At 57.5% G+C, this 22,365-nt stretch carries 17 protein-coding genes; 9 read left to right on the top strand and 8 right to left on the bottom strand.

What is annotated here, in order from left to right; translation table 11 throughout:
• Positions 1 to 421: 421 nt before the first annotated feature.
• The gene (locus tag ABF821_RS03350; protein ID WP_182974990.1) at positions 422 to 1,156 is read left to right on the top strand and encodes a glycosyltransferase family 25 protein; all 735 of its coding nucleotides are present in this window, start codon (positions 422 to 424) and stop codon (positions 1,154 to 1,156) included.
• Positions 1,157 to 1,168: 12 nt separating this feature from the next.
• Positions 1,169 to 2,368 carry a hypothetical protein gene (locus tag ABF821_RS03345; protein WP_415529019.1) on the top strand — a complete coding sequence of 400 codons (1,200 nt, stop codon included), beginning with the start codon at positions 1,169 to 1,171 and terminating at the stop codon, positions 2,366 to 2,368.
• Between the two features lie 537 nt (positions 2,369 to 2,905).
• Here the strand turns inward: ABF821_RS03345 and ABF821_RS03340 are convergent.
• Positions 2,906 to 4,285, bottom strand: a complete 1,380-nt coding sequence (locus ABF821_RS03340; RefSeq protein WP_415529018.1) for a hypothetical protein — start codon at positions 4,283 to 4,285, stop codon at positions 2,906 to 2,908.
• A gap of 442 nt (positions 4,286 to 4,727) precedes the next feature.
• On the opposite strand from ABF821_RS03340, the gene ABF821_RS03335 reads away from it, so the two are divergent.
• The 3 genes from ABF821_RS03335 to ABF821_RS03325 all read left to right on the top strand — a co-directional run bounded on the left by ABF821_RS03335 (position 4,728) and on the right by ABF821_RS03325 (position 8,478).
• Positions 4,728 to 6,125, top strand: coding sequence for a D-ribitol-5-phosphate cytidylyltransferase (locus ABF821_RS03335; protein ID WP_415529017.1), 1,398 nt, complete (start codon positions 4,728 to 4,730; stop codon positions 6,123 to 6,125).
• Between the two features lie 294 nt (positions 6,126 to 6,419).
• Positions 6,420 to 7,784 (top strand): transposase, encoded by a 1,365-nt coding sequence (locus ABF821_RS03330; RefSeq protein WP_415529016.1) that lies wholly within the window; start codon positions 6,420 to 6,422, stop codon positions 7,782 to 7,784.
• Between the two features lie 109 nt (positions 7,785 to 7,893).
• Positions 7,894 to 8,478 (top strand): class I SAM-dependent methyltransferase, encoded by a 585-nt coding sequence (locus tag ABF821_RS03325; protein ID WP_415529015.1) that lies wholly within the window; start codon positions 7,894 to 7,896, stop codon positions 8,476 to 8,478.
• 295 nt (positions 8,479 to 8,773) lie between these two features.
• On the opposite strand, the gene ABF821_RS03320 is transcribed toward ABF821_RS03325, so the two are convergent.
• Positions 8,774 to 9,658 (bottom strand): DMT family transporter, encoded by an 885-nt coding sequence (locus tag ABF821_RS03320; protein ID WP_415529014.1) that lies wholly within the window; start codon positions 9,656 to 9,658, stop codon positions 8,774 to 8,776.
• A gap of 340 nt (positions 9,659 to 9,998) precedes the next feature.
• Here ABF821_RS03320 and ABF821_RS03315 point away from each other — a divergent pair, with 340 nt between their 5' ends.
• The gene (locus tag ABF821_RS03315; protein WP_415529013.1) at positions 9,999 to 12,047 is read left to right on the top strand and encodes a DPP IV N-terminal domain-containing protein; all 2,049 of its coding nucleotides are present in this window, start codon (positions 9,999 to 10,001) and stop codon (positions 12,045 to 12,047) included.
• Here ABF821_RS03315 and ABF821_RS03310 read toward each other — a convergent pair.
• The gene (locus tag ABF821_RS03310) at positions 12,039 to 12,614 is read right to left on the bottom strand and encodes a GNAT family N-acetyltransferase (protein WP_415529012.1); all 576 of its coding nucleotides are present in this window, start codon (positions 12,612 to 12,614) and stop codon (positions 12,039 to 12,041) included. The two genes, ABF821_RS03315 and ABF821_RS03310, sit on opposite strands and share 9 nt — an antisense overlap.
• A gap of 74 nt (positions 12,615 to 12,688) precedes the next feature.
• Between ABF821_RS03310 and ABF821_RS03305 the strand changes: the two genes are divergently transcribed.
• Genes ABF821_RS03305 through ABF821_RS03295 form a run of 3 tightly spaced genes read left to right on the top strand, consistent with a single transcriptional unit; the run spans position 12,689 to position 15,296 of the window.
• Positions 12,689 to 13,234: a GNAT family N-acetyltransferase gene (locus tag ABF821_RS03305; RefSeq protein WP_183008974.1), complete on the top strand. Its 546-nt coding sequence runs from the start codon at positions 12,689 to 12,691 to the stop codon at positions 13,232 to 13,234.
• Between the two features lie 16 nt (positions 13,235 to 13,250).
• On the top strand, positions 13,251 to 13,925 hold the full coding sequence (gene alkB, locus ABF821_RS03300; RefSeq protein ID WP_183008973.1) for a DNA oxidative demethylase AlkB: 675 nt from the start codon (positions 13,251 to 13,253) through the stop codon (positions 13,923 to 13,925).
• 51 nt (positions 13,926 to 13,976) lie between these two features.
• Positions 13,977 to 15,296: an Hsp70 family protein gene (locus tag ABF821_RS03295; protein WP_415529030.1), complete on the top strand. Its 1,320-nt coding sequence runs from the start codon at positions 13,977 to 13,979 to the stop codon at positions 15,294 to 15,296.
• 222 nt (positions 15,297 to 15,518) lie between these two features.
• Here the strand turns inward: ABF821_RS03295 and ABF821_RS03290 are convergent, their stop codons facing one another.
• The 5 genes from ABF821_RS03290 to ftsH form a co-directional block, all read right to left on the bottom strand.
• Positions 15,519 to 16,271: a response regulator transcription factor gene (locus ABF821_RS03290; protein ID WP_182975009.1), complete on the bottom strand. Its 753-nt coding sequence runs from the start codon at positions 16,269 to 16,271 to the stop codon at positions 15,519 to 15,521.
• 639 nt (positions 16,272 to 16,910) lie between these two features.
• Entirely contained in the window at positions 16,911 to 17,723 is an 813-nt protein-coding gene (gene thiD / locus ABF821_RS03285; RefSeq protein WP_183009043.1) for a bifunctional hydroxymethylpyrimidine kinase/phosphomethylpyrimidine kinase, read from the bottom strand.
• Between the two features lie 20 nt (positions 17,724 to 17,743).
• Positions 17,744 to 19,102, bottom strand: a complete 1,359-nt coding sequence (gene glmM / locus ABF821_RS03280) for a phosphoglucosamine mutase (RefSeq protein ID WP_182974999.1) — start codon at positions 19,100 to 19,102, stop codon at positions 17,744 to 17,746.
• 18 nt (positions 19,103 to 19,120) lie between these two features.
• Positions 19,121 to 20,176, bottom strand: coding sequence for a dihydropteroate synthase (gene folP / locus ABF821_RS03275; protein ID WP_415529011.1), 1,056 nt, complete (start codon positions 20,174 to 20,176; stop codon positions 19,121 to 19,123).
• A gap of 107 nt (positions 20,177 to 20,283) precedes the next feature.
• On the bottom strand, positions 20,284 to 22,218 hold the full coding sequence (ftsH, locus tag ABF821_RS03270) for an ATP-dependent zinc metalloprotease FtsH (protein WP_114726699.1): 1,935 nt from the start codon (positions 22,216 to 22,218) through the stop codon (positions 20,284 to 20,286).
• Positions 22,219 to 22,365: the final 147 nt, after the last annotated feature.

Below are 22,365 nucleotides of genomic sequence, written 5' to 3'. Positions count from 1 at the left end.
TGGTCGGATGATGCTCTAGTGGCGTGTCCTCCGCGCGTTTCCTGCGCTTCGGTGCTCACGGCCAGTAACCGGCCATCCATCACTCCGTCGGCGACGATCCTATCGTCAGCCGAGAGGACGTAATCGACACCGTTCAGGCTTAAGAACAGACGAGCTAACGTGTCGTATAACGGAATAATCAGTATGTATTGACGAATATCAAGAAAACATAGGAAATTCCGCGTCGGATCATCCGCAAAATAACCTTGCAGACAGGGCTTAAATAGAAGCCACAACCCCTGTATAAAGCGATATTGCAAAGAGACGAGGCGACACCCTATAGGCACTTTCTGGACACAAATAAAATAATGATATATAATAAGAAATGAGTCGTTTTCGACATTTTTGCATAGATTGTTTATTGTTCAATAAGGACCCCAGAATGAAATTCATTGTTATAAATCGACAGGATGCAAGAGGTCAATACACCATCTTCAGACAGTCAAATGAGCACCTCCCCAACATCGAACGCTTCGAAGCCATAATATATAAAGAAGAAGACAGGCAAGGTCTTATCAATAATGGCCTTATACATGAAAATTTTCATTGCACTCCTTTGAATTTAAGCCAGATTTTATCACACACACTTCTATGGTCATCCGCAATTTCACAGCAGGCTTCGCTGCTCATCATGGAAGACAATGCGCTTCTATGCCAGAATTTCCCCGAGCAGTGCCAAAAAATACTCGAAACATTGAATGATGACTGGGACATCGTTCTTTTTGGCTATAACTTTGAATCACCCTGCCTCATCAATGCGCTACCGGGCGTCTCGCCCTGCGGTTTGAGTTTTAACCATCAGAAAATGCGCGACGCGGCTTTTACATGGCGTAACCGCTCTGTGGAAACAAACGCTTATCCACTCTTACATGCTCAAGGCATCTATTGCTACGCAATATCTCCACGAGGAGCCAAGCGGCTATTGGAAGCCTGCCTACCATTGCGTCCCTTCTCCCACACAGACCAGGCATTCAGCCTTGATGGACTAATGTCCATACTCTACCCCCATATCCAGGCATTTTCTGCCTTTCCACCAATCGCCATTACCGGAAACGCCAACAGTACAGAAGCTTATTTCAAGGAAATGATGGAAGAAAAGCCGTCCGTTTCCATATAGGATAAAAATACAATGCGCTTTATTTATCTCGACTGCAGCCTGATCAAAACGGCCGGACATCATTATAATTTCTGCAAACGCATAATTGGCATGGCCGAAGAGGCTAATATCCCCGTCAAAATCCTGGCAAACAGCTCTCTTGAAACTGATCTCATCGAAGAATTGAATGCGGTTCCCTATTTCCGTTACCATGCCTACTGGGCTCCGTCGAAGTTGGGGTCCATGCGATCAGCTCTTACGGCCATGGAAACAGTCAGGCAAGCGACGCTTGAAGAACTGATGGGCATTTCAGGCATTCGCTCCGATGACATCATCTACGTCAACTCCGTTTTGCCGGCTCAGTTACTCGCACTCAATCAATGGGCACAGTCTATGGGGCCGGATGCCCCCACGATCATTGCCGAAGTCTTTTTCAAAACAAGCGTTACATTCAATGAGCAGACTTACACCGAACATAGCGATAATATCGTGGACAATTTATGGCTTTATATCGGAGATATTTTACCAAAACCTGAGAAATTGAATTTTAACCTGATATCTTTCGACCCCAAGGTCAGTGATATTTATAGCCGCATTTTACGACAACCTGTTTTCACTCTCACGAATCCACTCAGTATATTGTCTCCCCCCCAAAATCGAACCGGGAAAAAGATTATAACCGTCGGGCTCGGAGGGCATCAGCGCTACCAAAAAGGCTACCACCATATGGTCGGTATTCTTTGCAATTTTCTTCAGGAAACAGGGTGGGACAATGTAAGATTCCGCCTCCATCATTCATCTCCTGATGAAATGCATGATGTCCAGCAGGCATTGCGCGAGTTGACGCAACTCGATCAGCGTATAGAACTGGTAGAAGGACCTCTCACAGTAGATGAGTGGAATGCATTCATTGATTCCTTGGATATCGTCCTTTGTCCCTATGAACCAATCGCCTACAAAGGATCCTGGTCAGGCTTGGTCCGTGAGGCTTTGTCCTGTGGATCGCCGGTTATTGTCCCAAGAGACTCCGTAAGCGCAGATTTTCTCTCTAAAAAACACGTTCTTTTTGAAGATTTCGCGGAATGGACGGTCTCTGACATATTTGAGGCCCTGAAAAAAATCGTCAATGACTATGACCGGTATGCAAGCAGCACGTATAAGGCGGCCAAGCTTTTATATGAAAACGAACATGAGGCTAACATCGTTAAAGAAATCATAGAAAAATTCATATAAAAATTTGATTTATTCCGAATCAATGCTTGGTATGTTTCTAAAGAAAAAAAATACCAGATGGCTTTTATGGCAGCCAATAGCGACATGGCCCCTGAAAAAGAACCAGACGTCACGCCCATCTCCATTATACGATGGAGATGGGACACCGAGCATCGAAATCCGGAAAATGCGTGTTCCTGACCGACCGGATAGGGTCTACTGAAACCCTCGCCTGAAAACACATAATAGAGGCGATCAGGCGCGTATTTCCTATGCTTCACGGCCGTCGGCCATCAAGGCCATTCCGATGCTCTACAACACACGACGAGCATATCCCTGACAGACTCTCACTCATCAACTCATGCCCAGGCAGAGCTTATTCGTGAAGACGACGCTCCATCGCCACCCAGGCTATACGCACAGGGATAGTGTACCACCCTTACCTCCATAGATCCGACACGAAATATGCATTGATGAGCGAAAGCGACCGGAGAGAGTCCTCCTTCCTCACATTACTGAACAATGGCCGCCGCGCCGCACCGACCACCAGGATCCAGCTTATGGTTTAAAACTCGACACGATGTTCTCTATGATTATTTCTTCTGCCCTCTTTTCAAACGGAAAGAGAACCTTCATTAATTTTTTGCGGTTTTCAGCGTAAGGGTCTTGCAGAGTTCCATTTTTATAACTTGATACAATAGTCTTCATGCTTGAAAAATCATGAACGACATGCGCACACGATTTGGCCAGTCTTCCAATGTCATTAAGCGGCGCATGTCGGCCGGAGTCAAAAAATACCAGAGGCTTGCCGAATATCGGATACTCAACAAGGAACGAAATTCCGTCTGTGATCATAATATCTGAAGCCGAAAACAGGCCGCCATACCGTCCGTCTGCACAAGTACAATTTTCAAGAGACAGCCATTTTTTCATAAAATGGTCGACCTGCTCCTGTGTCATAATACGCCGATTGACAACGCTTTTGAGCAGTTCCGGATGCGGTTTGAAAACAAATTCCATGTCGGGCGACGAAGCAGCCCACTCAAGAAAGTTTTCGTATATTTCGTTAAATGTTCCAAAATTCAACCATGCGTCCTTGACGGAATGATGAGGAGACCAGATGACCCGGAACGGCCGATGTCCCGACTGCTGACGATCGGGAAACGGCCATGCAGGCGCTTCGTCAAGAAGGCTCTGAAACTTTGGGTATCCCGATAGAACCAATTTCCCTGGTACAGAATGTTGAAAAGACTGAAATTTTTCCAACGCATATTCCGTTTCGCAAAATATTCTCCAGGCTCTTCTATGATACGGCGTATCGCACGAAAGTGCATTCGGCTTTTCTTCCTCATCACCACTCGTAGAATATTTTTCAAGGATGATAACGCCATACGGAACAACGCAAATCCGGGAGAAACTCAGATATTCGGACGAAAAGGCAGGAGGATAAAGATTGTCCCACTGCGACTGGCGAAAAACGATATCTGGAGCCAGATCGCGAAGAATCTCTAACGCCGCGAAAGAATCTTCCATGTCAAAGCGAAGATGGGGAATGTTAAGCCGCATAAGCTCGTCGCTGACGCGCTGCTCACCACAAAAATATCCGTCTCCTCCAAGGTGGCGATCGAGCGTTACGACAATTGGGTCAAAATAATCATTGCGCAGCATTTCCTTATACAAGGGAAACAATGCGTCCCATTGCTCGATAAGCTGAATAATAAAAACGCATCTTATTTTTTGTGGAGATGATTTTTTTTGCGAAGCCGATAACGCCTGAATAAATTTCCTTGACTGAACGACTTGATTATTCATATCTATCAAAATATTAGAGAATGCAACAATAGTATTTTGTATATTTTCTTGCTTTTCAGACAAAGTTAAAATAGCACGAGACATGGAATTAAGAACCAAAGCAAGTTGATTTTCGTTTCCAGACATGATGAACCATCCAAATTTTTCGTAAATTCTGACAAATATTAATCCAATCCAGACGCATTCAAAACCCCCCTTCATCGATCCGAAGCCCACTTCTTTTTAGGATCGGAGACTATTTCATACAGCCCCGATGCTGAGTGGAAGCCTGGTGCCCGTCACCAGTCTGGCGGGGGTTTGCGAGCGTTCGAAGTAGAAGCCCTGTGGGCAATGGCGCTGGCAGAAAGCCGCCGTCAGGGCCTCACCGTCCAAGCTTTGAAGCAACTTCTCAAAGCATCCGATCGGCCCCGGTCAGACGATCAGTCGGCACAAGTCCAAAATCCAGGGAGACGGGGGAGGACAATGATCGTCCAGGCTGCTATGATCTTGCCACGGTATCGCAAAACCTTCGACTACCCAACTTTTCCGGTCATCGTTGATGAATATTTTGAAAGTGTCGGAATATATAATGGAACGCAATGTAAAAACTGTTGCTATCATTCTGGCGGGCGGAAGCGGCACTCGGTTTGGCAGCGATGTTCCAAAGCAGTTTACAAAACTATCCGGTCGCACGATTCTCGAGCGCACAATTGATATCTTTGAAAAATCAAACAATATAGACGAAATAATTATTGTTTCAATAAGCGATTATTTCTTTCATATTTCAAATATGATAAATAATAATAAATGGAAAAAAATAAAATCCATCGTTTCGGGAGGCAATAGCAGAGTCGAATCGACCCTGTCTGCTTTGAACGAGATCTCAAAATATCAATATTCAGATGCAAATATTCTCATACACGACGCCGTTCGTCCTTTTGTAAGCGAAAAAATATTGTCAGCCTGCGTCGAAGCTTTGCAAAAATTTCCCGCCGTTGATACGGCAATTCCATCTTCCGACACGATCGTCGTTGTCGACCATGAAAGCATGGCGTCTGCTTTTCCCGACCGGAGCACACTACGACGGGGACAAACCCCACAAGGGTTCCACCTCAACCTCCTGCAGAAGGCATACGATAAGATAAGAGAAGGCACTGATTTCAATACGTTCACATGTGACTGCGGCGTCGTCAAATCCATGTTTCCCGACGTAAATATGGCCGTCGTTCACGGAGATGAAAGAAATATAAAAATAACAAACCCCATAGATATCTTTATGGCAGAAACTTTAATCTATATGGATAAAGAAAATATAGATTTTAAAGAAGATTTAAAAAATCTTGAAGGAAAAAACATCGTTATTTTTGGTGGAAGAAGCGGAATAGGAAAATCCATCCGTGATATAGCGATGAGTTATGGAGCAAACACATTCTCGGCCAGTCGCTCCGAGAATGCGGTCGACGTTTCGGACATCAAATCCATATCTTCTTTTCTTGAAAAGATCCGCGAGAAGGTAGGGACAATAGATGCTGTCATCAACACGTCCGGAATCATGTTCCGAGAAGAATTCTCACTTTCTTCCTATCAGAAAATTCAGGAAATGGTGGATACGAATTATATGGGAACAATCAACGTTGCCCTCATGTCGCGACAACACCTCTTACATTCCCAAGGTTGCCTGATCAATTTTTCATCCAGTTCTTATACGCGAGGGCGCTCACTTTATGCCGTATACTCGTCCACGAAGGCAGCGGTTGTAAACATTTCTCAGGCCCTCTCAGAAGAGTGGCAGGAAGACGGCATAAGAGTTCATTGCATTTGCCCGGAGCGCACCGACACCCCCATGCGAATACAGAATTTTGGTGTAGAGACCCCTTCCACGCTTTTGTCGCCCGACGCGGTCGCAAGAAAAACACTACAGACTCTTTTGTTGCCCGAAACAGGCCTCATCGTTGGCGTCAAATTAAGTTTGGACGAAAAAAACTGACAGTTATCATAAGATAATTCAATGGCTTCAGGATACCCGTAGGATATCACTGCCTCGCAAGGCGCGCTTTGTCAGAGTCTTTCTGGCACTGCGCGCAGGAAGGCAGGAAGGCAGGAAGGCAGGAAGGCAGGAAGGCAGGAAGGCACGGCGGATCACCATCCACACACATTTTCAAACGGGTTCTTACCTGGACTTTGGCGGTTTTGAGCGTTGAATCGAATGTGAAGAAACGTCGGATTCCTGTGCGCGTGTGGTGGGGCGACACTCTCCTGCAAAGGAAGCAGGAGATGAGTAATGGAGGAAGAGGTCGGCGACGATGTTGGGTTCAGCGGGATAGCCGGGTGGCTGGCGCCGTTCCGGGCGGCTTTCACGGCACCGACATGGCGCCGGGTTCTTATTCTGACGTCCGGTGCGATCGTGTCGCCGGGACGACGGACAGTTTGTTCCGCACTTCGTGCAATGGGCCTGGACGACGCGGCGGATTTCTCCTCCTTTCATCGCGTCCTGAACTGTAATCGCTGGAGCGCTCTGGTCCTGGCCAGGACACTGTTTGTCTGGCTGGTCGCGGTACTGGTTCCTGATGGTCCGGTCATCATCGGGATCGACGATACGCTGGAACGGCGGACAGGGCGGAGGATCGCCGCGCGTGGCATTTATCGTGATCCGGTGCGCTCGTCGCACGGACATTTCGTCAAAGCCAGCGGCCTGCGCTGGCAGGCGTTCATGCTTCTGGCGCCGCTGTCATGGACCGGACGGGTGTGGGGATTACCGTTCCTGACGGTGCTGTGTCCCTCGGAACGCTACGCGCGCGAGCGTGGTCGCCCTCACCGGAAGCTGACGGACCGGGCACGGCAGGGACTGCTTCTGGTCGCCCGCTGGCTTCCCGGACGCAGGATCATCGCTGTCACCGACAGTTCCTATGCTTCGATCGACCTGCTCGATGCCGTCAGGGACCGCGTCTGCATGGTCAGTCGCCTGCGTCTCGATGCCAGGCTGTTCGACCCGCCGTCTCCGCGCACCGCCAGGACGCTGGGCCGGCCCCGGCGGACAGGCGAGCGGCAACCGTCGCTGGCGAACCGCCTGGAAAACCCCGCCATACAATGGAGCGAAGCTGCGATCGGCGCATGGTATGGCGGCCAGGAATACCGCGTCGAATTCATCTCCGGCACCGCGCTGTGGCATCATCCAGGTCGGACCGTTCCCATCCGCTATGTGCTGGTACGTGATCCTGCCGGGCGCTTTCGGCCGCAGGCGTTCCTCTGCACCGACCTTGCCGCGTCCCCCGTCGACATCCTGACCTGGTTCGTCCGGCGCTGGTCGATGGAGGTCACCTTCGCCGAAACAAGGCGCCATCTCGGCATCGAGACCCAACGCCAGTGGTCGGATCTGGCCATCGCTCGTACCACACCGGTCCTGATGGGGCTTTTCTCCGTCATCACTCTTGTCGCAAACGACCTGCAAAAACAGGGACGTGTCCGGCCAGCAGCAACAGCATGGTATCGCAAGGAAGGGCCAACCTTCAGCGACGCCATAGCCACCGTCCGCCGCGAATTATGGGCCGCACCTTATTTCCACACGTCAGCGTCAAAGGGCGAGCAACAAAAAATACCACGCGCACTGTTCAACTCATTGCTGAACAATGCCTGCTATGCCGCGTAAACCGCCAAAGTCCAGCTTACAATTCCCAAGAAAATAATGTCTCTTGCATCATCATGCGTATATATACATTATTTCATAAAATTATTTTCTCCACGAGGAATATGACAGTATGAAAACGACATCCTTCACAGAAGACTGGTTCAGCAGGAGTATTCCTTCATGGGATATTATATTTTCCTCTATGAAATCCCCCAAATTTTTTCTCGAAATCGGATCACATGAAGGCAGATCAGCCTGTTATATGATCGCAAAGGCGAAAAATGACATAGATATAACATGCATAGATATTTGGGAAGACTATGAAGTAGAACAGCGATTTGACAATAATATTGATTTTTTCATCTCAAATTCAAAAAATAGTATAAATATAAATAAAATAAAATCGAAATCAAAAGAATATCTCATAAAACTTTTATCAGAAGGCCATGCTGGCAAGTTCGACTTTATCTACGTGGATGGATCACATACATCTCAAGATGTCTTGTATGATGCGATCCTCGCTCTCGACCTCCTGAAAGTCGGCGGCTTTCTTGTATTTGATGACTATCTCTGGTTCGATCCTAAATATTGTTCCAACGACTTCAACGACACTCCAAAGCCGGCAATAGACGCATTTACAAATATATATCGCAACAGGTTACAAATTATAGCCAATATGCCGCTATACCAGTTGTATGCTATAAAAATAAAATAGCCACATCACGGTGAGAGAAAATTGAACAAAATATTCCTCATCAGAACAGTGATCTAGCGATCATATTCCCGATCGCTGGATATATGAATTGGGTGATGAGCAGCGTTAACGATGCTCATCACCACCCTCAAGCGCCGCGATACGCATCAACAGATACTCACTCTTCTCTGCTCATGTCAGAGCCTGACCGAATATGCGCCCTGGTGGCGATCCGACGCGCCCATGACGGGCCACTCTCGCTCACCAGACCGCATTTTCGGTCAGGCTCTCAGGCTATCATAGACCTTATATTCCATCACATAACCTGCCTGCGTGGATGACCGTAAGTATTTGTCACCACCACTCCTGCCATGACAATCGCACCACCCAGCAGAGTTCGCTGGCTCGGAATCTCACCCGTCAGGATAAAAGCCAGAACCAGCGTGGCCGGCGGCAGCAGATACAGCAAGCCAGCTCCCCGCGCAGCCCCCATATGACCGATGACGAACGCCCATGCTGCATAGCCGATGGCAGCAGGAAAGATTCCCAACTCCAGCACGGCCAACCAACAGCGCACAGGCGCATCCGGCAACACCTTCAGCGCCTGCGGCAACCACGGACTCAGACAGACCGCACCGGCGATCAGAATATAGCAAATGGTCGGCATCGCCCCGTAACGTAGCACTAGCCTCTTCTGCAACGTGGTATAAAGCGCACCGCAAATCGCCGCCCCGAAGACGAGCGTCGCTCCCGATCCGAGTGAGACCCCTCCCACCTGCCCCCCGGCAATCAACACGACCCCAGCAAAGCTGCACAATGACCCAGCCCATCCCCAGGCCGACAGCCGTTCGCCCATCACCGCCACCGCAATCAGGGCGGCAATCAGCGGCATCGCGCTAATCAGTAAACTGGCCGCACCGGCCGAAACGGTCATTTCCCCGGTATTGAAGAGGATATTATAAAGCGCGATCCCAATCGCCCCACACGCCAGGATACGCAGCCAGTCGTCCCGCGCCGGCAAGGGTGGCCGCACCCACGCCAGCCATCCCCCAGCCAGCATCGCCGCAATGGCATAGCGTGCGGCGGCCAGCGGCACCGGCGGCAGATCATGCAGCGCGATCCGCACGACAGGATAAGCACTGGCCCAGGACAGAATGGCAACGATGACAATCAGCGGCAGGAACCGCGCGACGGTAGACATGCTTGAGACTTCCCTGCCCGAACACATGGCGGGCACCTCGTGTCATACCGAAACGATCCCGACCAGGCGAGGGGCAAGCACCTCGGCTTGCGCCCGACGCCCCGTCAATTCATCGTCGGGTACTTTCGACATGCAGACGGACTTCCTCATGCTTCCTTTTTCCCTTGGCCTCCGGCCTCGTCGCCTTATACGGCGCGCAACCCTCTCCCTGCCCGGTCTACTGCTGGCTGCTGCGGCACACGCTGCCCCCCTCGGCCAATGCTACGCCGACCTCGCTGCCACACGGAATTTCACTCTGGGCCTGCCACGCCACGCGCAGCCCACGCCAGATGGCCACGCAGTGCTGTTCCTGCGCAGCGGTCCGCGTGACACCACGCTGCATCTCTGGCATTTCGACCCCGCAAGCGGCACCGAGACCGAACTGGCCCGCCCGACAGCCACCGAATCCCTGTCAGTCGAGGAAAAAGCCCGGCGCGAACGGGCTCGCATGTCGCTCACCGGCATTACCGATTTCGCCCTTTCGGATAACGGCCAAACCGCGCTCGTCAGCCAGGCCGACCGCCTGAAGCAAATCGACATTGCAACCGGCAAGGTCTCCGACGTCGCCGGACGCGGCTGGATCGCCCCGCGTCTATCACCGGACGGCACTCATGCCGCGGTGGTGCGCGATAACGATGTCCATGTCGTGACATTGGCCAGCGGACACATCACGCGCCTGACTCACGGGGGCACCGAAACCCTGACCCACGGCCTGGCCGAATTTGCCGCCGCCGAGGAACTGGCCCGGCCGGACGGCCTGTGGTGGTCACCCGACGGACAGACCATTCTCTACGAGGAGGCCGACTCCTCAGGCGTCGAAAAACATTACATCACCGACCCCCAGCACCCGGCCACACAACCGGTCGAATTCCGCTACCCGCGTGCCGGCACGGCAAACGCACGCATCCGACTGGGGCTGATCGCGCGCGACGGCGGCCCCACCCACTGGGTTCAGTGGGACAACACCGCCTTTCCCTATCTGGCACGCGCCGTCTGGCCCAAAGGACACGGCCCTCTGACTCTGGTGGTGCTGAACCGCGTCCAGACCGAGGAGCGGGTCCTGCGCGTCGACCCCGCCACCGGCCAGACCACCACCTTGCTGATCGAACGCGATCCCGCCTGGATCAATATCAGCCCCTCCGGCGACGGACGCGGCCGCTCCCTCCCCCGCTGGCTGCCGGACGGCAGCGGCTTCCTCTGGGCCGCCGAGCGCAACGGCCATTGGCAACTGGAACTGCGCCACGCCGACGGCACACTCAATCACGCGATCACGCCCGCCAGCCTGCCCTTCGTTTCGCTGGACGATGTCGACCCCAAAGCCGGCACGGTCACCATCACCGCCAACCCCGACCGGATTCGCACTGCAATCTACCGTCTGCCCCTGCAAGGTGGCGCGCCGGTCCTGCTGACGCCCGAAGCCGGGTTACACGGCGCAACCTTCGCCGATGGCAACCACACGCGCTTCATCGACAGCCTGTCGGGAGCCGACGGCAGCGCCGTCACGACCCTGCGCGACACCGACGGCCATGTCTTGGCCAGCGTTCCAGCCGTTGCGGAAACGCCCACACTGACGCCTCATATCGAATACACCCGCGCCGGCACCCGCGACATGGACGCCATGATCATCCGCCCGGCCGGTTTCAAACCGGGACAGCATTATCCGGTGGTGCTGTCGGTCTATGCTGGCCCCGGCTACAAGCAGGTCCTGGATGCACCGCGCCAGTATCTTGAAAGCCAGTGCATGGCCGACCACGGCTTCATCGTCATCAGCGTGGACGGGCGCGGCACACCGGGCCGCGACCATGACTGGGAACGGGCCACCAAGAACAACCTGATCGACCTGCCGCTCCAGGACCAGATCGACGGCCTGACCGCGCTCGGCAGACGCTACCCCGAACTGGACCTGAACCATGTCGGCGTCCATGGCTGGTCCTTCGGCGGGTACTTCACCGCCATGGCCACCATCCGCCGACCGGACGTCTTCAAGGCCGGCGTCGCGGGCGCCCCACCGGCCGATTTCGCCGATTACGACACCGCCTATACCGAACGCTATCTGGGTACACCGCAAGACGATCCGGACGGCTACCGCGTCAGCAACGTCCTGACCTACGCGCACGCCCTGTCCCGTCCGCTGCTGATCATGCACGGCCTGACCGACGACAACGTCTATTTCGAAAACACGATGAAGATGACGCAAGCCTTCATCACCGCTGGCCGCCCCTACAATTTGCTGCTGCTTCCCGGCACCCACATGCTGACCGACCCGATCCTGCGCGCTCATGTCGACGATGCGCGCGAAGCCTTCCTGGCCGCGACCCTGAAGGCCCCGACACCTGCCACGCTAAACTGACGGCAACGTTATCCGCGATCCCCGTCGCCGCCCTGGCCGATCCTCGGCCAGGGCGGCCCATCGTTCATGGTCGCGCCATTCCCCGTCTATCTTCAGATAACGCGGAGAATAACCCTCCTGCCGAAACCCAGCACGCCTGACCAGCACGATCGACGCCACATTGCCGGGCTGGATATTGGCTTCGACCCGATGCAGGCTCAATCGATCAAAACCGTAATCCAATACCAATCTCAGCGCATCCGTCATCCGGCCAGTCCGCGCGTGCGCCTTCATCCCGTAATAGCCAAGATAAGCACTGCAAAACGCGCCCATGACGATCTGGCTGAAGGTGAACACCCCCACTGGATCATCATCGCTCCCATACCATGCCGCCAGCCCGACATCCGGCCCGGTGACGGACCGTGCAAACCAGCTTTCAAAACCATTCAGATCGATAAACGGTCGCGCCCAGGGGGCATGATAGGAACGACTATCCAGGTTGGCGCGGATCAATATCTCCGCATCCTGCCGAACGACCGGACGTACAGACAGGGCCGCCATCGACATCGAGACCGAACCGTCACACATTTCATCACGCTCTTCCATACCATCTATATTGACGCATAGACGTTCACACCGCCAAGCCAACCGGACCCGCCAGCATGTCTCTCGCCCCTCCGATCGTCACGATCCGCGCCGCGCGCACGACGGACCTTCCTGCAATCACGGCGATCTATGCCCATCATGTCCTGCACGGCTGCGCGTCGTTCGAAACCGACCCGCCTTCCGCCGAGGAAATGGCACGACGCATGGACGCCTTGCTCACCAGGAACTACCCCTATCTGGTGGCCCTGCAGGATGATTCGGTGATCGGCTACGCCTATGCCGGCCCGTACCACCCGCGGGTCGCCTACCGCAATACGGTGGAAGACTCCATCTACCTGGTCCAGGATGCTGCCGGGCGCGGAGTCGGCACGACGCTGCTGGGCGCATTGATCGCGGAGTGCGAAACACGAGGCTTCCGGCAGATGATGGCCCTTATCGGCGACAGTGCGAACGCGCCGTCCATCCGCCTGCACGAACGCCATGGCTTTCGCACGATCGGCACATTGCAATCGGTCGGCTACAAACACGGGCGCTGGCTGGATGTCGTGCTCCTGCAACGCGCACTGGGCAGCGGCGACAGCGTACCGCCCGACAGACCCTGAAGCCGAAAGACCCGACATGTCGCGCCCCCCGCCCGCCACCGTCGGCACACTCCCTGGCCTGGACCTGCAGTCCGGCGCGCGGGATCGCGTGCTGGGTCCGGGCGCGATGCTGCTGGCCGGGCGCGCCCGCGCCATGGCGCCCGAACTGCTCGCCCTGATCGAACGCATCGCCAGAACCGCCCCCTTCCGCCGCATGTCGACACCCGGCGGCCGGACGATGTCCGTCGCCATGACCAATTGCGGCGCGCTGGGCTGGGTCTCCGACGCCAGGGGCTATCGCTATACGTCCCACGATCCCCTCACAGCCCGGCCCTGGCCCGCGATGCCGGCCGCATTCGCCACCATGGCGGTCGAGGCCGCCATGGTGGCCGGCTTCCCCGATTTCCTGCCCGATGCCTGCCTGATCAACCGCTACGAACCCGGGACACGGCTCACCCTGCACCAGGACCGCAATGAACGCGATTTCAGCCAGCCGATCGTCTCGGTTTCCCTCGGCCTGCCGGCACGCTTCCTCTGGGGAGGTCCCGCCCGAACCGACCCGGTACGGCGCGTCCCGCTGGAGCACGGCGACATCGTAATATGGGGCGGACCGGCCCGCCTGGTCCATCACGGCATCCATCCCCTGGCCGAAGAGACCCATGCCCTGACCGGCCGAACCCGACTGAACCTGACCTTCCGCCGCGCGGGATAGGACGGCAGGAGGCGGATGGACATCACGATCCGCAGCCCTTATTCACCCGCGATGATCTCTCCTGCCCCCGCGCTCCGCCCCCGTGTCGGCATCGATTTCGGCACGACCAACAGCGTCGTCGTCATCGCGACCCCGGACGGCGAAACCCACACCACACGCTTTATCTTTCCCGGCCATCCCGAATCCGAGACCTGCCGCACTCTGCTATGCCTGTGGCAGGAGGAAGAACGCGGGCGCCTGGCAGTTCATCAGGCCATTGGCGCCGCCGCCGTCGATGCCTATCTGGACGATCCGGCCGAAAGCCGCCTGATCATGTCCATGAAATCCTACCTTGCACAGACATCGTTCCGCGAAACGCGTTTGCTGGGCCGGCGGCTGACGCTGGAAAACCTCGTCGGCTTCTTCGTCGCCGAACTGATGCGCGCCGTCGGCATCGACCCCGCCACGGTCGATGCCACGGTCGGCCGTCCTGTACAATTCGCCGGCGACGCTCCCGATGATGCATTCGGCGAACAGCGCCTGCGCGACGGCTTCGCCGAAGCCGGCTTCCGCAGCATCGCGGTGGCGCTGGAACCCGAAGCCGCCGGCTGGCGCTTCGCCCGGCGGCTGGACGCGCCGGCCACGATCCTGGTCGGCGATTTCGGCGGCGGCACCAGCGATTTCTCGGTCCTGCGCTTCGACCCCGCAATCGGCCGCGCCGTTCCACTGGGCCATGCGGGCGTAGGAATCGCAGGCGACCAGTTCGACTACCGGATCATCGACAACGTCGTCTCGCCTGAACTGGGCCGAGACAGCACCTACCGCATCATGGGGGGTGCCCCTCTGCCGGTGCCGATCGAATGGTACGCCAGCCTGGCGCGCTGGCACCGCCTGTCGCTGATGCGCACGCCGGCCACACTGCGCGCAATCAGCGACGTGGCACGCACCGCCTCCGAGCCCGATCGCCTGCATGCGCTGTCCACCCTGGTCGCCGACCAGCAGGGCCAGGCCCTGTATCGCGCCGTCGGCACCGCGAAGGCCGAACTGTCGCACGCCGACAGTACCACCCTGCGCTTCCATCACAAGGATATCCATATCGACAGCACGATCACACGGGCGGCGTTCGAACACTGGATCGCCCCCGATCTGGCCCAGTTCGACGGCGCGGTGACTACGGCGCTGGAGCGCGCGGGCCTGGGCGAAGCCGATATAGACCGGGTGTTTCTCACCGGCGGCACCTCGTTCGTCCCGGCGGTTCGCGCTCTGTTCACCACCCGTTTCGGCAACGAGCGAATCGATCGCGGCGGAGAGTTCGTATCGGTCGCCGAAGGGCTGGCCCTGATGCAGGGAAACACCGCGCCTCAGTCCGGCGTCTCCACCACTACCTGCTGAAAAACCCTTTTCAAACCTTACCTTCTTTTCACCCGACTTTGACTCAAATCAAGGCCGATACCCTCGTCCTGTGCCATAAGAAAAGGGCGATGGGGGCATCGCATATCGAATCATCACGCAAACTGCAGGGTCTTCGGACCCTGCTTTTTTTTGCGGCACGCGGAAGCGTCATTGACGCCCCCCCCGTCTATGCCGGTTCATACGTTTATACCCCGAGCGTGATCAGATAGCAGCAAGCAACGGCAGATCCTCGGACGGTCTTTGCAACTTCATTATCGCGGGCGGCAACGGTGTGTCACCATCGGTTTCGTCCCTCAGCATATAACCCTGCCCCCACACGGTCGTGATCACGTCCTTTGCCCCGGCCATCTGCAATTTCTTCCGCAACTTGCAGATAAAGACATCAATGATCTTCATTTCCGGCTCGTCCATCCCGCCATAGAGATGGTCGAGAAACGCGAACTTGCTCAGTACCGTGCCCCTTCGGAGCATGAGCAGTTCCAGAATCATGTATTCCTTGCCGGTCAGATGGACCAGCCGCCCCTTTACCGTAACCTCGCGGCTGTCCAGAGAAAGCCTGACCACTCCGGCCTGTAGCACCGGCTGGCTGTATCCCTTCGAACGGCGGACGATGGCCTGGATGCGGGCAGCCAGTTCCGGCGTATCGTAAGGCCGGGTGATGTAATCGTCCGCGCCCGCTGAAAAGGCCCGGACCTTCGCCTGCGCCCCATTCAGGCTGGACAACGCGACGATGGGTGTATCGAGCCGCGCAGCCCTCGCTGCCCGCAGGACTTCATAGCCGTCAATATCTGGAAGAACCATTTCAAGTAATGCCAGATCATAATCGTAACGGCGGAGCATTTCGACCGCTTCATGCCCGGTCATGGCGTGGTCGATCATGTAGCCAACAGAGCGCAATGTGCTGGAAGTACCACGAGCCGCACTCTCATTCCCCTCGACGAGCAAGACACGCATGTTCATCAACCATTGATTGTTTATGACTACAATTACTACCTATAGGTGTATAATCCTCCACAAACAATCCTTTTAGGAAGGGTTAGGGTATCAAACCGTCATGATCACGAATATGTTATGTCAAGCCGCCAGAGCATTTCCGATGCCTGCCGGATGGTCTTTTCGACCCCGAAGTCCCTAACCGCTACGCCGACTACAATCTCGTCAGGCCCCATCAACAGATCCTGACTTCAAACTGAGGGCATTTCGGCTAAAGCAGATCCTGTTTGAATGCGCGCGTTCAAACAGGATAATATTCTTTTAAAACAATAAATTATAGCATTACACCGAACCGGTTTTCGGTAAAAATACTCGAGGGTCAAGGCCCACACGGCCGCTCCGATGCGCCAAGATCACCGCCAGACGCGCGGTTGGCTCCGCGCCTCTCCTCAGGGTCCAAGCGTATGAAAGCGTCTGTTGTCGTTAAATGCTGGCGGCAGTCTCAGGGCTCCCCCTCAGTCGGCTTTCCACCGACCATTCCGGCCGACACCCATTTTGCCAACTCCCGCCGAGGCCCCCGCCGGGTTCGATGAGGGCTCGATCCTTCACCACGTCAATGGAATTCCAGGCGTTAAAATCGGCACTTTTCCAAACAGTCCTTCAGCCGCCACGAGCACCCCAGGCCGGCTCGACGGTCACGGCATGATTCAGCGGCCCCGCACCGGCCCCATAGCCGGGCGCACTCGCGATGGCGGCCCGCAGATAGCGCCGGGCCCGTTCCACAGCATCACGCAAGCTCAGGCCCTGCGCCAACCCGGCGGCAATCGCGCTCGCCAGCGTGCAACCAGTCCCATGGGTGTGCCGGGTATGCAGGCGGGTATCCGAAAACAGTTCGATGCCCGACGATTCGCACAGCACATCGGTCAGGATATCGCCCTCCAGATGTCCACCCTTCAGCAGCACCGCCCGTGCCCCCGCGCGCCGCAGGGTCTCCGCAGCCCGACACATCTCGTCCACGGTGCGGATCGGATGGCCCACCAGAACTTCCGCCTCGGGCAGGTTAGGTGTCAGCAGGCTGGCCAACGGCACCAGATGTCGCATCAGCGTGTCCACGGCGTCATCCTGCAACAGGCGCGATCCGCCCTTGGCCACCATCACGGGGTCCAGCACATACGGAATATCCGGGTAGGCACGCACCTCTGCCGCCACGGCCCGGATCACCTCGCCCCGATCCAGCATGCCACTCTTGAAGGCATCCACCCCGATATCGTCCAGCACGCAACGCATCTGCGCCGCCACAATATCGGGTGGTACGGGCAGGATTCCGCTTACGCCGAGCGTATTCTGCACCGTCAGGGCCGAGACCGCCGTCATGGCAAACCCACCCAGCGCCGTCACAGCCTTGATATCCGCCTGAATGCCCGCCCCACCACCGGAATCACTGCCGGCAATGACCAGAACACGGCCCTTCATGATGGCCATGAACGGAATCCCTAAGCCGCTTCCTGCGCGGAACCGATCACCGCGCACATTCCGGCAACCACCCGCTCCACCAGCGCCGGATCTTCAGCCTCCGCCATCACGCGCACCAGCGGTTCGGTCCCGCTTTCCCGCAACAGCAGCCGCCCGGCCGTCCCCAGTTCGGCCTCCGCCAGCCGACGCGCTTCCTCCACCGCGGGCGCATGCAGCGGACTCTTGCCGATGAAGCGCACGTTGCGCAGCAATTGCGGAAAGGGCGTGAACACCCGACAGACCTCGCTGGCCGGCCGCCCCTCCTCGACCAGTACCGCCAGAACCTGCAACGCCGCCACCAACCCGTCACCGGTCGTCGCGAAATCGGACAGCACCATGTGTCCCGACTGTTCGCCGCCCAGATTGACGCCCAGTTCGCGCATGCGCTCAACCACATAGCGGTCACCCACCGCCGTACGCACCAGTTCCAGCCCCAGCCCTTCCAGGCAGCGCGCCAGCCCCATGTTCGACATCACGGTGGCCACGACCTTGTTCGCACTCAGCCTGCCCTGACGGCTCCAGGACCGGGCGATAAGGGCCAGGATTTGGTCCCCGTCGATCAACCGCCCCTGCTCGTCGGCGATCAGCAGCCGGTCGGCATCGCCATCCAGCGCAATGCCGATATCGGCTTCATGCGCCACCACCGCCGCGCACAGCGCCTCCGGCCGAGTCGAACCGCAACTCTCGTTGATATTCACCCCGTTCGGCTCGCACCCGATCCGGATCACCTCGGCCCCGAGTTCCCACAGCGCGGTCGGCGCCACCCGATAAGCCGCCCCATTGGCACAGTCGATGACGATGCGCAGCCCATCCAGCCGCCGCCCGCGTGGAAACGACGCCTTGGCATTCTCGATATACCGCCCCGCCGCGTCGTTCAGGCGCGAAGCGCGGCCAATCCGCTCAGGCGTCGCCAGCCGGCCCGCCAGGTCCGCGCGCATCAGGCTCTCGATCTCGGCCTCGGTCTCGTCGGAAAGCTTGAATCCGTCCGGCCCGAACAGCTTGATGCCATTATCCCCGAACGGATTGTGCGACGCCGAGATCATCACGCCGAGATCGGCGCGCAGCGACCGCGTCAGCATCGCAATCGCGGGCGTCGGCATCGGCCCGGCGAGCGTCACATCCACCCCGGCCGACAGAAAGCCGGATACCAGCGCGCATTCGATCATATAGCCGGAGAGCCGCGTATCCTTGCCAACCAGCACCCGATGCCGATGTGTCCCGCGCGTAAAACGCAGGCCGGCGGCCTGTCCCAGCTTCTGGGCCATTTCCACCGTCATCGGGTCCTGATTGGCCGTACCGCGAATCCCGTCGGTGCCGAACAATTTTCTGGTCTTGGTCATCTTCCGGCTATCCCTGATTCACCGCGCCTGCGTCTTTTCCGGCTTATCGCAGGTCCACAATCCCTGCCAGACCCGCAATGCCTGCACCATGGCGGGAACATTATGCACCCGCAGGATGGTATTACCGAGTTCCAGCCCCGGCAGGCTGCTTGCAACCGTGCCCGGATCGCGGTCCGACGCCACCGGCACGCCCGCCATTTCCCCCAGCACGCGTTTGCGCGAGGTTCCCAGCAGCACGCGGCATCCAAGATTGGCCAGGATCGGCAGGCGGCGGATCATGTCGATATTCTGCGCGGCATTCTTGGCGAATCCGATCCCCGGATCGACGATGATTCGGTCGCGGGCAATACCGGCCGCCACCGCCTCGTCGATCCGCTCGCCCAGTTCGCAGGTCACATCGACAGCCACATCGTCATAAACGGCGAAATTCGGCATAGTCTGGGGCGTACCGCGCATATGCATCAGCACCACGGGGCAGCCGGCATCGGCCACCACCGCCAGCGCATGCGGATCATGCAGCAGGGCCGAAACATCGTTGATCAACGCCGCCCCCACCCCAAGCGAGGCCGACATGGTACGCGCATTGCGCGTATCGACCGACAGCGCGACATCGGACTGAATCCGCAATTCCGCCAGAACGGGCGCCACGCGCGCCCATTCCTCCGCCGGAGTCACGACAGCCGAACCGGGGCGCGTACTCTCGCCACCGATATCCAGCAACCCCGCCCCCGCCGTGATCATGGCGATACCGGCCCGAATCGCCGCCTCTGCCCCGAAATGGCGGCCGCCATCGCTGAAACTATCGGGGGTGACGTTCAGGATTCCCATCACCTGCGGGCCCGGCGGCAAGTCCGCCGAGGGCAGCGGCGCGGACACCCGCGCCAGCACATCCAGCCAATCGCCAGGCAGATCACCCGCACGAACCATCCGGGCCTCATTGCCCTCGATCAGCCGCGCCAAGGTAAAGGCCGCCGGCCCACCAGCCAGCCAATGGGCCAACCCCGCATCCACCGCCCTGTGGGCATCCTGCCCAAACACCAATCCCGCCGGTTCAAGCAGCCGCAATGCGCCCATCACGTTTCCATCTCATCATCATGACATGGCCATAAAACGAAAACAGACGGAGACACCCCCGCCTGTTTTCCACTTCATCCTGCAAACGCAGCGCCCAGACGCCCGCTTCAGCCTGCCGCCGGAGCCGGATCGAGGCCACCTCCGCCCCCCGGAGAGGGCAGCGGCGCGGCCGGTGGCGTCGGCGGAACCGAAGACCGGCGATTTTCCGGCATCGGATCATCCACCACCACCCGCTCGATCGGCTCGCCGCGCAGCACCTGGCGGATTTCCTCGCCGGAGAGCGTCTCGTATTCCAGCAATGCGTTGGCCAGCCGATGCAGGTCGTCCACATGCTCGATCAGCATGGTCCGCGCCCGGGCATACGCACTGTCGATCAGGCGCTTGATCTCGTCGTCGATCTCGCGAACCGTCTCTTCCGACACGTTCTTGTTCTGGGTCACGCTGTGGCCCAGGAACACTTCCTGCCCGTTATCGCCGTAAGCGATCATGCCCAGCTTGTCGCTCATGCCCCATTCGGACACCATCCGGCGCGCCAGATCGGTCGCCATCTTGATGTCTCCGGAAGCACCGTTCGACACATTGTCCGCCCCGAAGATGATCTCTTCGGCCGCCCGGCCACCCATGGCCAGCGTCAATTCACCCAGGCATTTCGCCCGGCTCTTGGAGTAGCGGTCCCCCTCGGGCAGGCTCATCACCAGACCCAGCGCACGACCGCGCGGAATGATGGTGGCCTTATGCACCGGGTCGGCGCCCGGCGTCATGATCGCGACCAGCGCATGCCCACCTTCATGGAAGGCAGTCATCTTCTTCTCGTCCTCGCTCATGACCAGCGAGCGACGCTCGGCGCCCATCAGCACCTTGTCCTTGGCGTTCTCGAATTCCAGCATCGCGACCGTGCGCTTGCCCATGCGGGCAGCCATCAGCGCGGCCTCGTTCACCAGATTGGCAAGGTCAGCGCCCGAGAAGCCCGGCGTGCCACGCGCGATCACCTTGGGGTCGACATCCGACGCCAGCGGAACCTTGCGCATATGCACGCGCAGGATCTTCTCGCGCCCGACCACATCCGGGTTAGGCACCACCACCTGGCGATCGAAGCGACCGGGACGCAGCAGGGCCGGGTCCAGCACATCGGGGCGGTTGGTCGCGGCAATCAGGATCACGCCCTCATTGCTCTCGAACCCGTCCATCTCCACCAGCATCTGGTTCAGCGTCTGCTCGCGCTCGTCATTGCCGCCACCCAGACCGGCACCGCGATGACGGCCGACAGCATCGATTTCGTCGATGAAGATGATGCACGGCGCGGCCTTCTTGCCCTGCTCGAACATGTCACGCACGCGCGACGCACCGACACCGACGAACATCTCGACGAAATCAGAGCCCGAGATGGTGAAGAACGGCACATTGGCCTCGCCGGCGATGGCACGGGCCAGCAGCGTCTTGCCGGTGCCCGGCGGGCCGACCAGCAGCACGCCCTTGGGGATCTTGCCGCCCAGGCGGGTGAATTTCTGCGGATCACGCAGAAAATCCACGATCTCCTGCAATTCACCCTTGGCCTCGTCGATGCCCGCGACATCTTCAAAGGTCACGCGCCCCTGCTTTTCCGTCAGCATCTTGGCGCGGGACTTGCCGAAGCCCATGGCCCGGCCGCCACCCGCCTGCATCTGGCGCATGATGAAGATCCAGGCGCCGAACATCAGCAGGATCGGGGCGTAGTTGATCAGATAGCGCAGGAACGGATTGGAATCGCTGTCCTGCGGCTTCGCCATCACCTCCACGCCCTTTTCCGTCAGGCGCGGGATCAGCGTCGGATCCTGGGGGGTATAGGTCTCGAACGACGTGCCGTCCGTCAGCGTGCCGGAGATGTTATGATCCTGCACGACGACCGAGCGGACGCGGCCGTTATTCACATCTCCGATGAAATCGGAATATGCGAGTTGCTGCGCCGCATGCTGCGTACTTCCAGGCTGGAAGACATTGAACAGCAGCAGCAGCAGTACGATAATGATTACCCAGAGGGCCAGGTTCCGGCCAAAATTGTTCATCTTGCCCATTGTTCCATACGCTTGACGCCACCCGGATTCCCCCTGGTGCCGAAACACGCAGGTAAGGCTTCCTTCTGACCGGCAGCCAGACGCCTTCTCTTCCTCAATTTAGTCATACATAGGCCCTTCGTGGGACATTCACACCCC

It is taken from the genome of Gluconacetobacter sp., from assembly GCF_047721585.1.
GTDB classification, from domain to species: Bacteria; Pseudomonadota; Alphaproteobacteria; order Acetobacterales; family Acetobacteraceae; genus Gluconacetobacter; species Gluconacetobacter dulcium.
Note: the sequence above shows the minus strand (reverse complement) of the source record. Positions and strands in the feature narration are given on the sequence as shown.

Coding starts and splice junctions, on each gene's coding strand:
- ABF821_RS03335 (WP_415529017.1), top strand. CDS start 4,728: ATGGAACGCAATGTAAAAACTGTTGCTATCATTCTGGCGGGCGGAAGC.
- alkB (WP_183008973.1), top strand. CDS start 13,251: ATGTCGCGCCCCCCGCCCGCCACCGTCGGCACACTCCCTGGCCTGGAC.
- ftsH (WP_114726699.1), bottom strand. CDS start 22,218: ATGAACAATTTTGGCCGGAACCTGGCCCTCTGGGTAATCATTATCGTA.
- ABF821_RS03295 (WP_415529030.1), top strand. CDS start 13,977: ATGATCTCTCCTGCCCCCGCGCTCCGCCCCCGTGTCGGCATCGATTTC.
- ABF821_RS03345 (WP_415529019.1), top strand. CDS start 1,169: ATGCGCTTTATTTATCTCGACTGCAGCCTGATCAAAACGGCCGGACAT.
- ABF821_RS03340 (WP_415529018.1), bottom strand. CDS start 4,285: ATGTCTGGAAACGAAAATCAACTTGCTTTGGTTCTTAATTCCATGTCT.
- ABF821_RS03310 (WP_415529012.1), bottom strand. CDS start 12,614: ATGTGTGACGGTTCGGTCTCGATGTCGATGGCGGCCCTGTCTGTACGT.
- ABF821_RS03330 (WP_415529016.1), top strand. CDS start 6,420: ATGGAGGAAGAGGTCGGCGACGATGTTGGGTTCAGCGGGATAGCCGGG.
- ABF821_RS03350 (WP_182974990.1), top strand. CDS start 422: ATGAAATTCATTGTTATAAATCGACAGGATGCAAGAGGTCAATACACC.
- ABF821_RS03325 (WP_415529015.1), top strand. CDS start 7,894: ATGAAAACGACATCCTTCACAGAAGACTGGTTCAGCAGGAGTATTCCT.
- folP (WP_415529011.1), bottom strand. CDS start 20,176: ATGGGCGCATTGCGGCTGCTTGAACCGGCGGGATTGGTGTTTGGGCAG.
- thiD (WP_183009043.1), bottom strand. CDS start 17,723: ATGAAGGGCCGTGTTCTGGTCATTGCCGGCAGTGATTCCGGTGGTGGG.
- ABF821_RS03320 (WP_415529014.1), bottom strand. CDS start 9,658: ATGTCTACCGTCGCGCGGTTCCTGCCGCTGATTGTCATCGTTGCCATT.
- ABF821_RS03290 (WP_182975009.1), bottom strand. CDS start 16,271: ATGCGTGTCTTGCTCGTCGAGGGGAATGAGAGTGCGGCTCGTGGTACT.
- ABF821_RS03305 (WP_183008974.1), top strand. CDS start 12,689: ATGTCTCTCGCCCCTCCGATCGTCACGATCCGCGCCGCGCGCACGACG.
- glmM (WP_182974999.1), bottom strand. CDS start 19,102: ATGACCAAGACCAGAAAATTGTTCGGCACCGACGGGATTCGCGGTACG.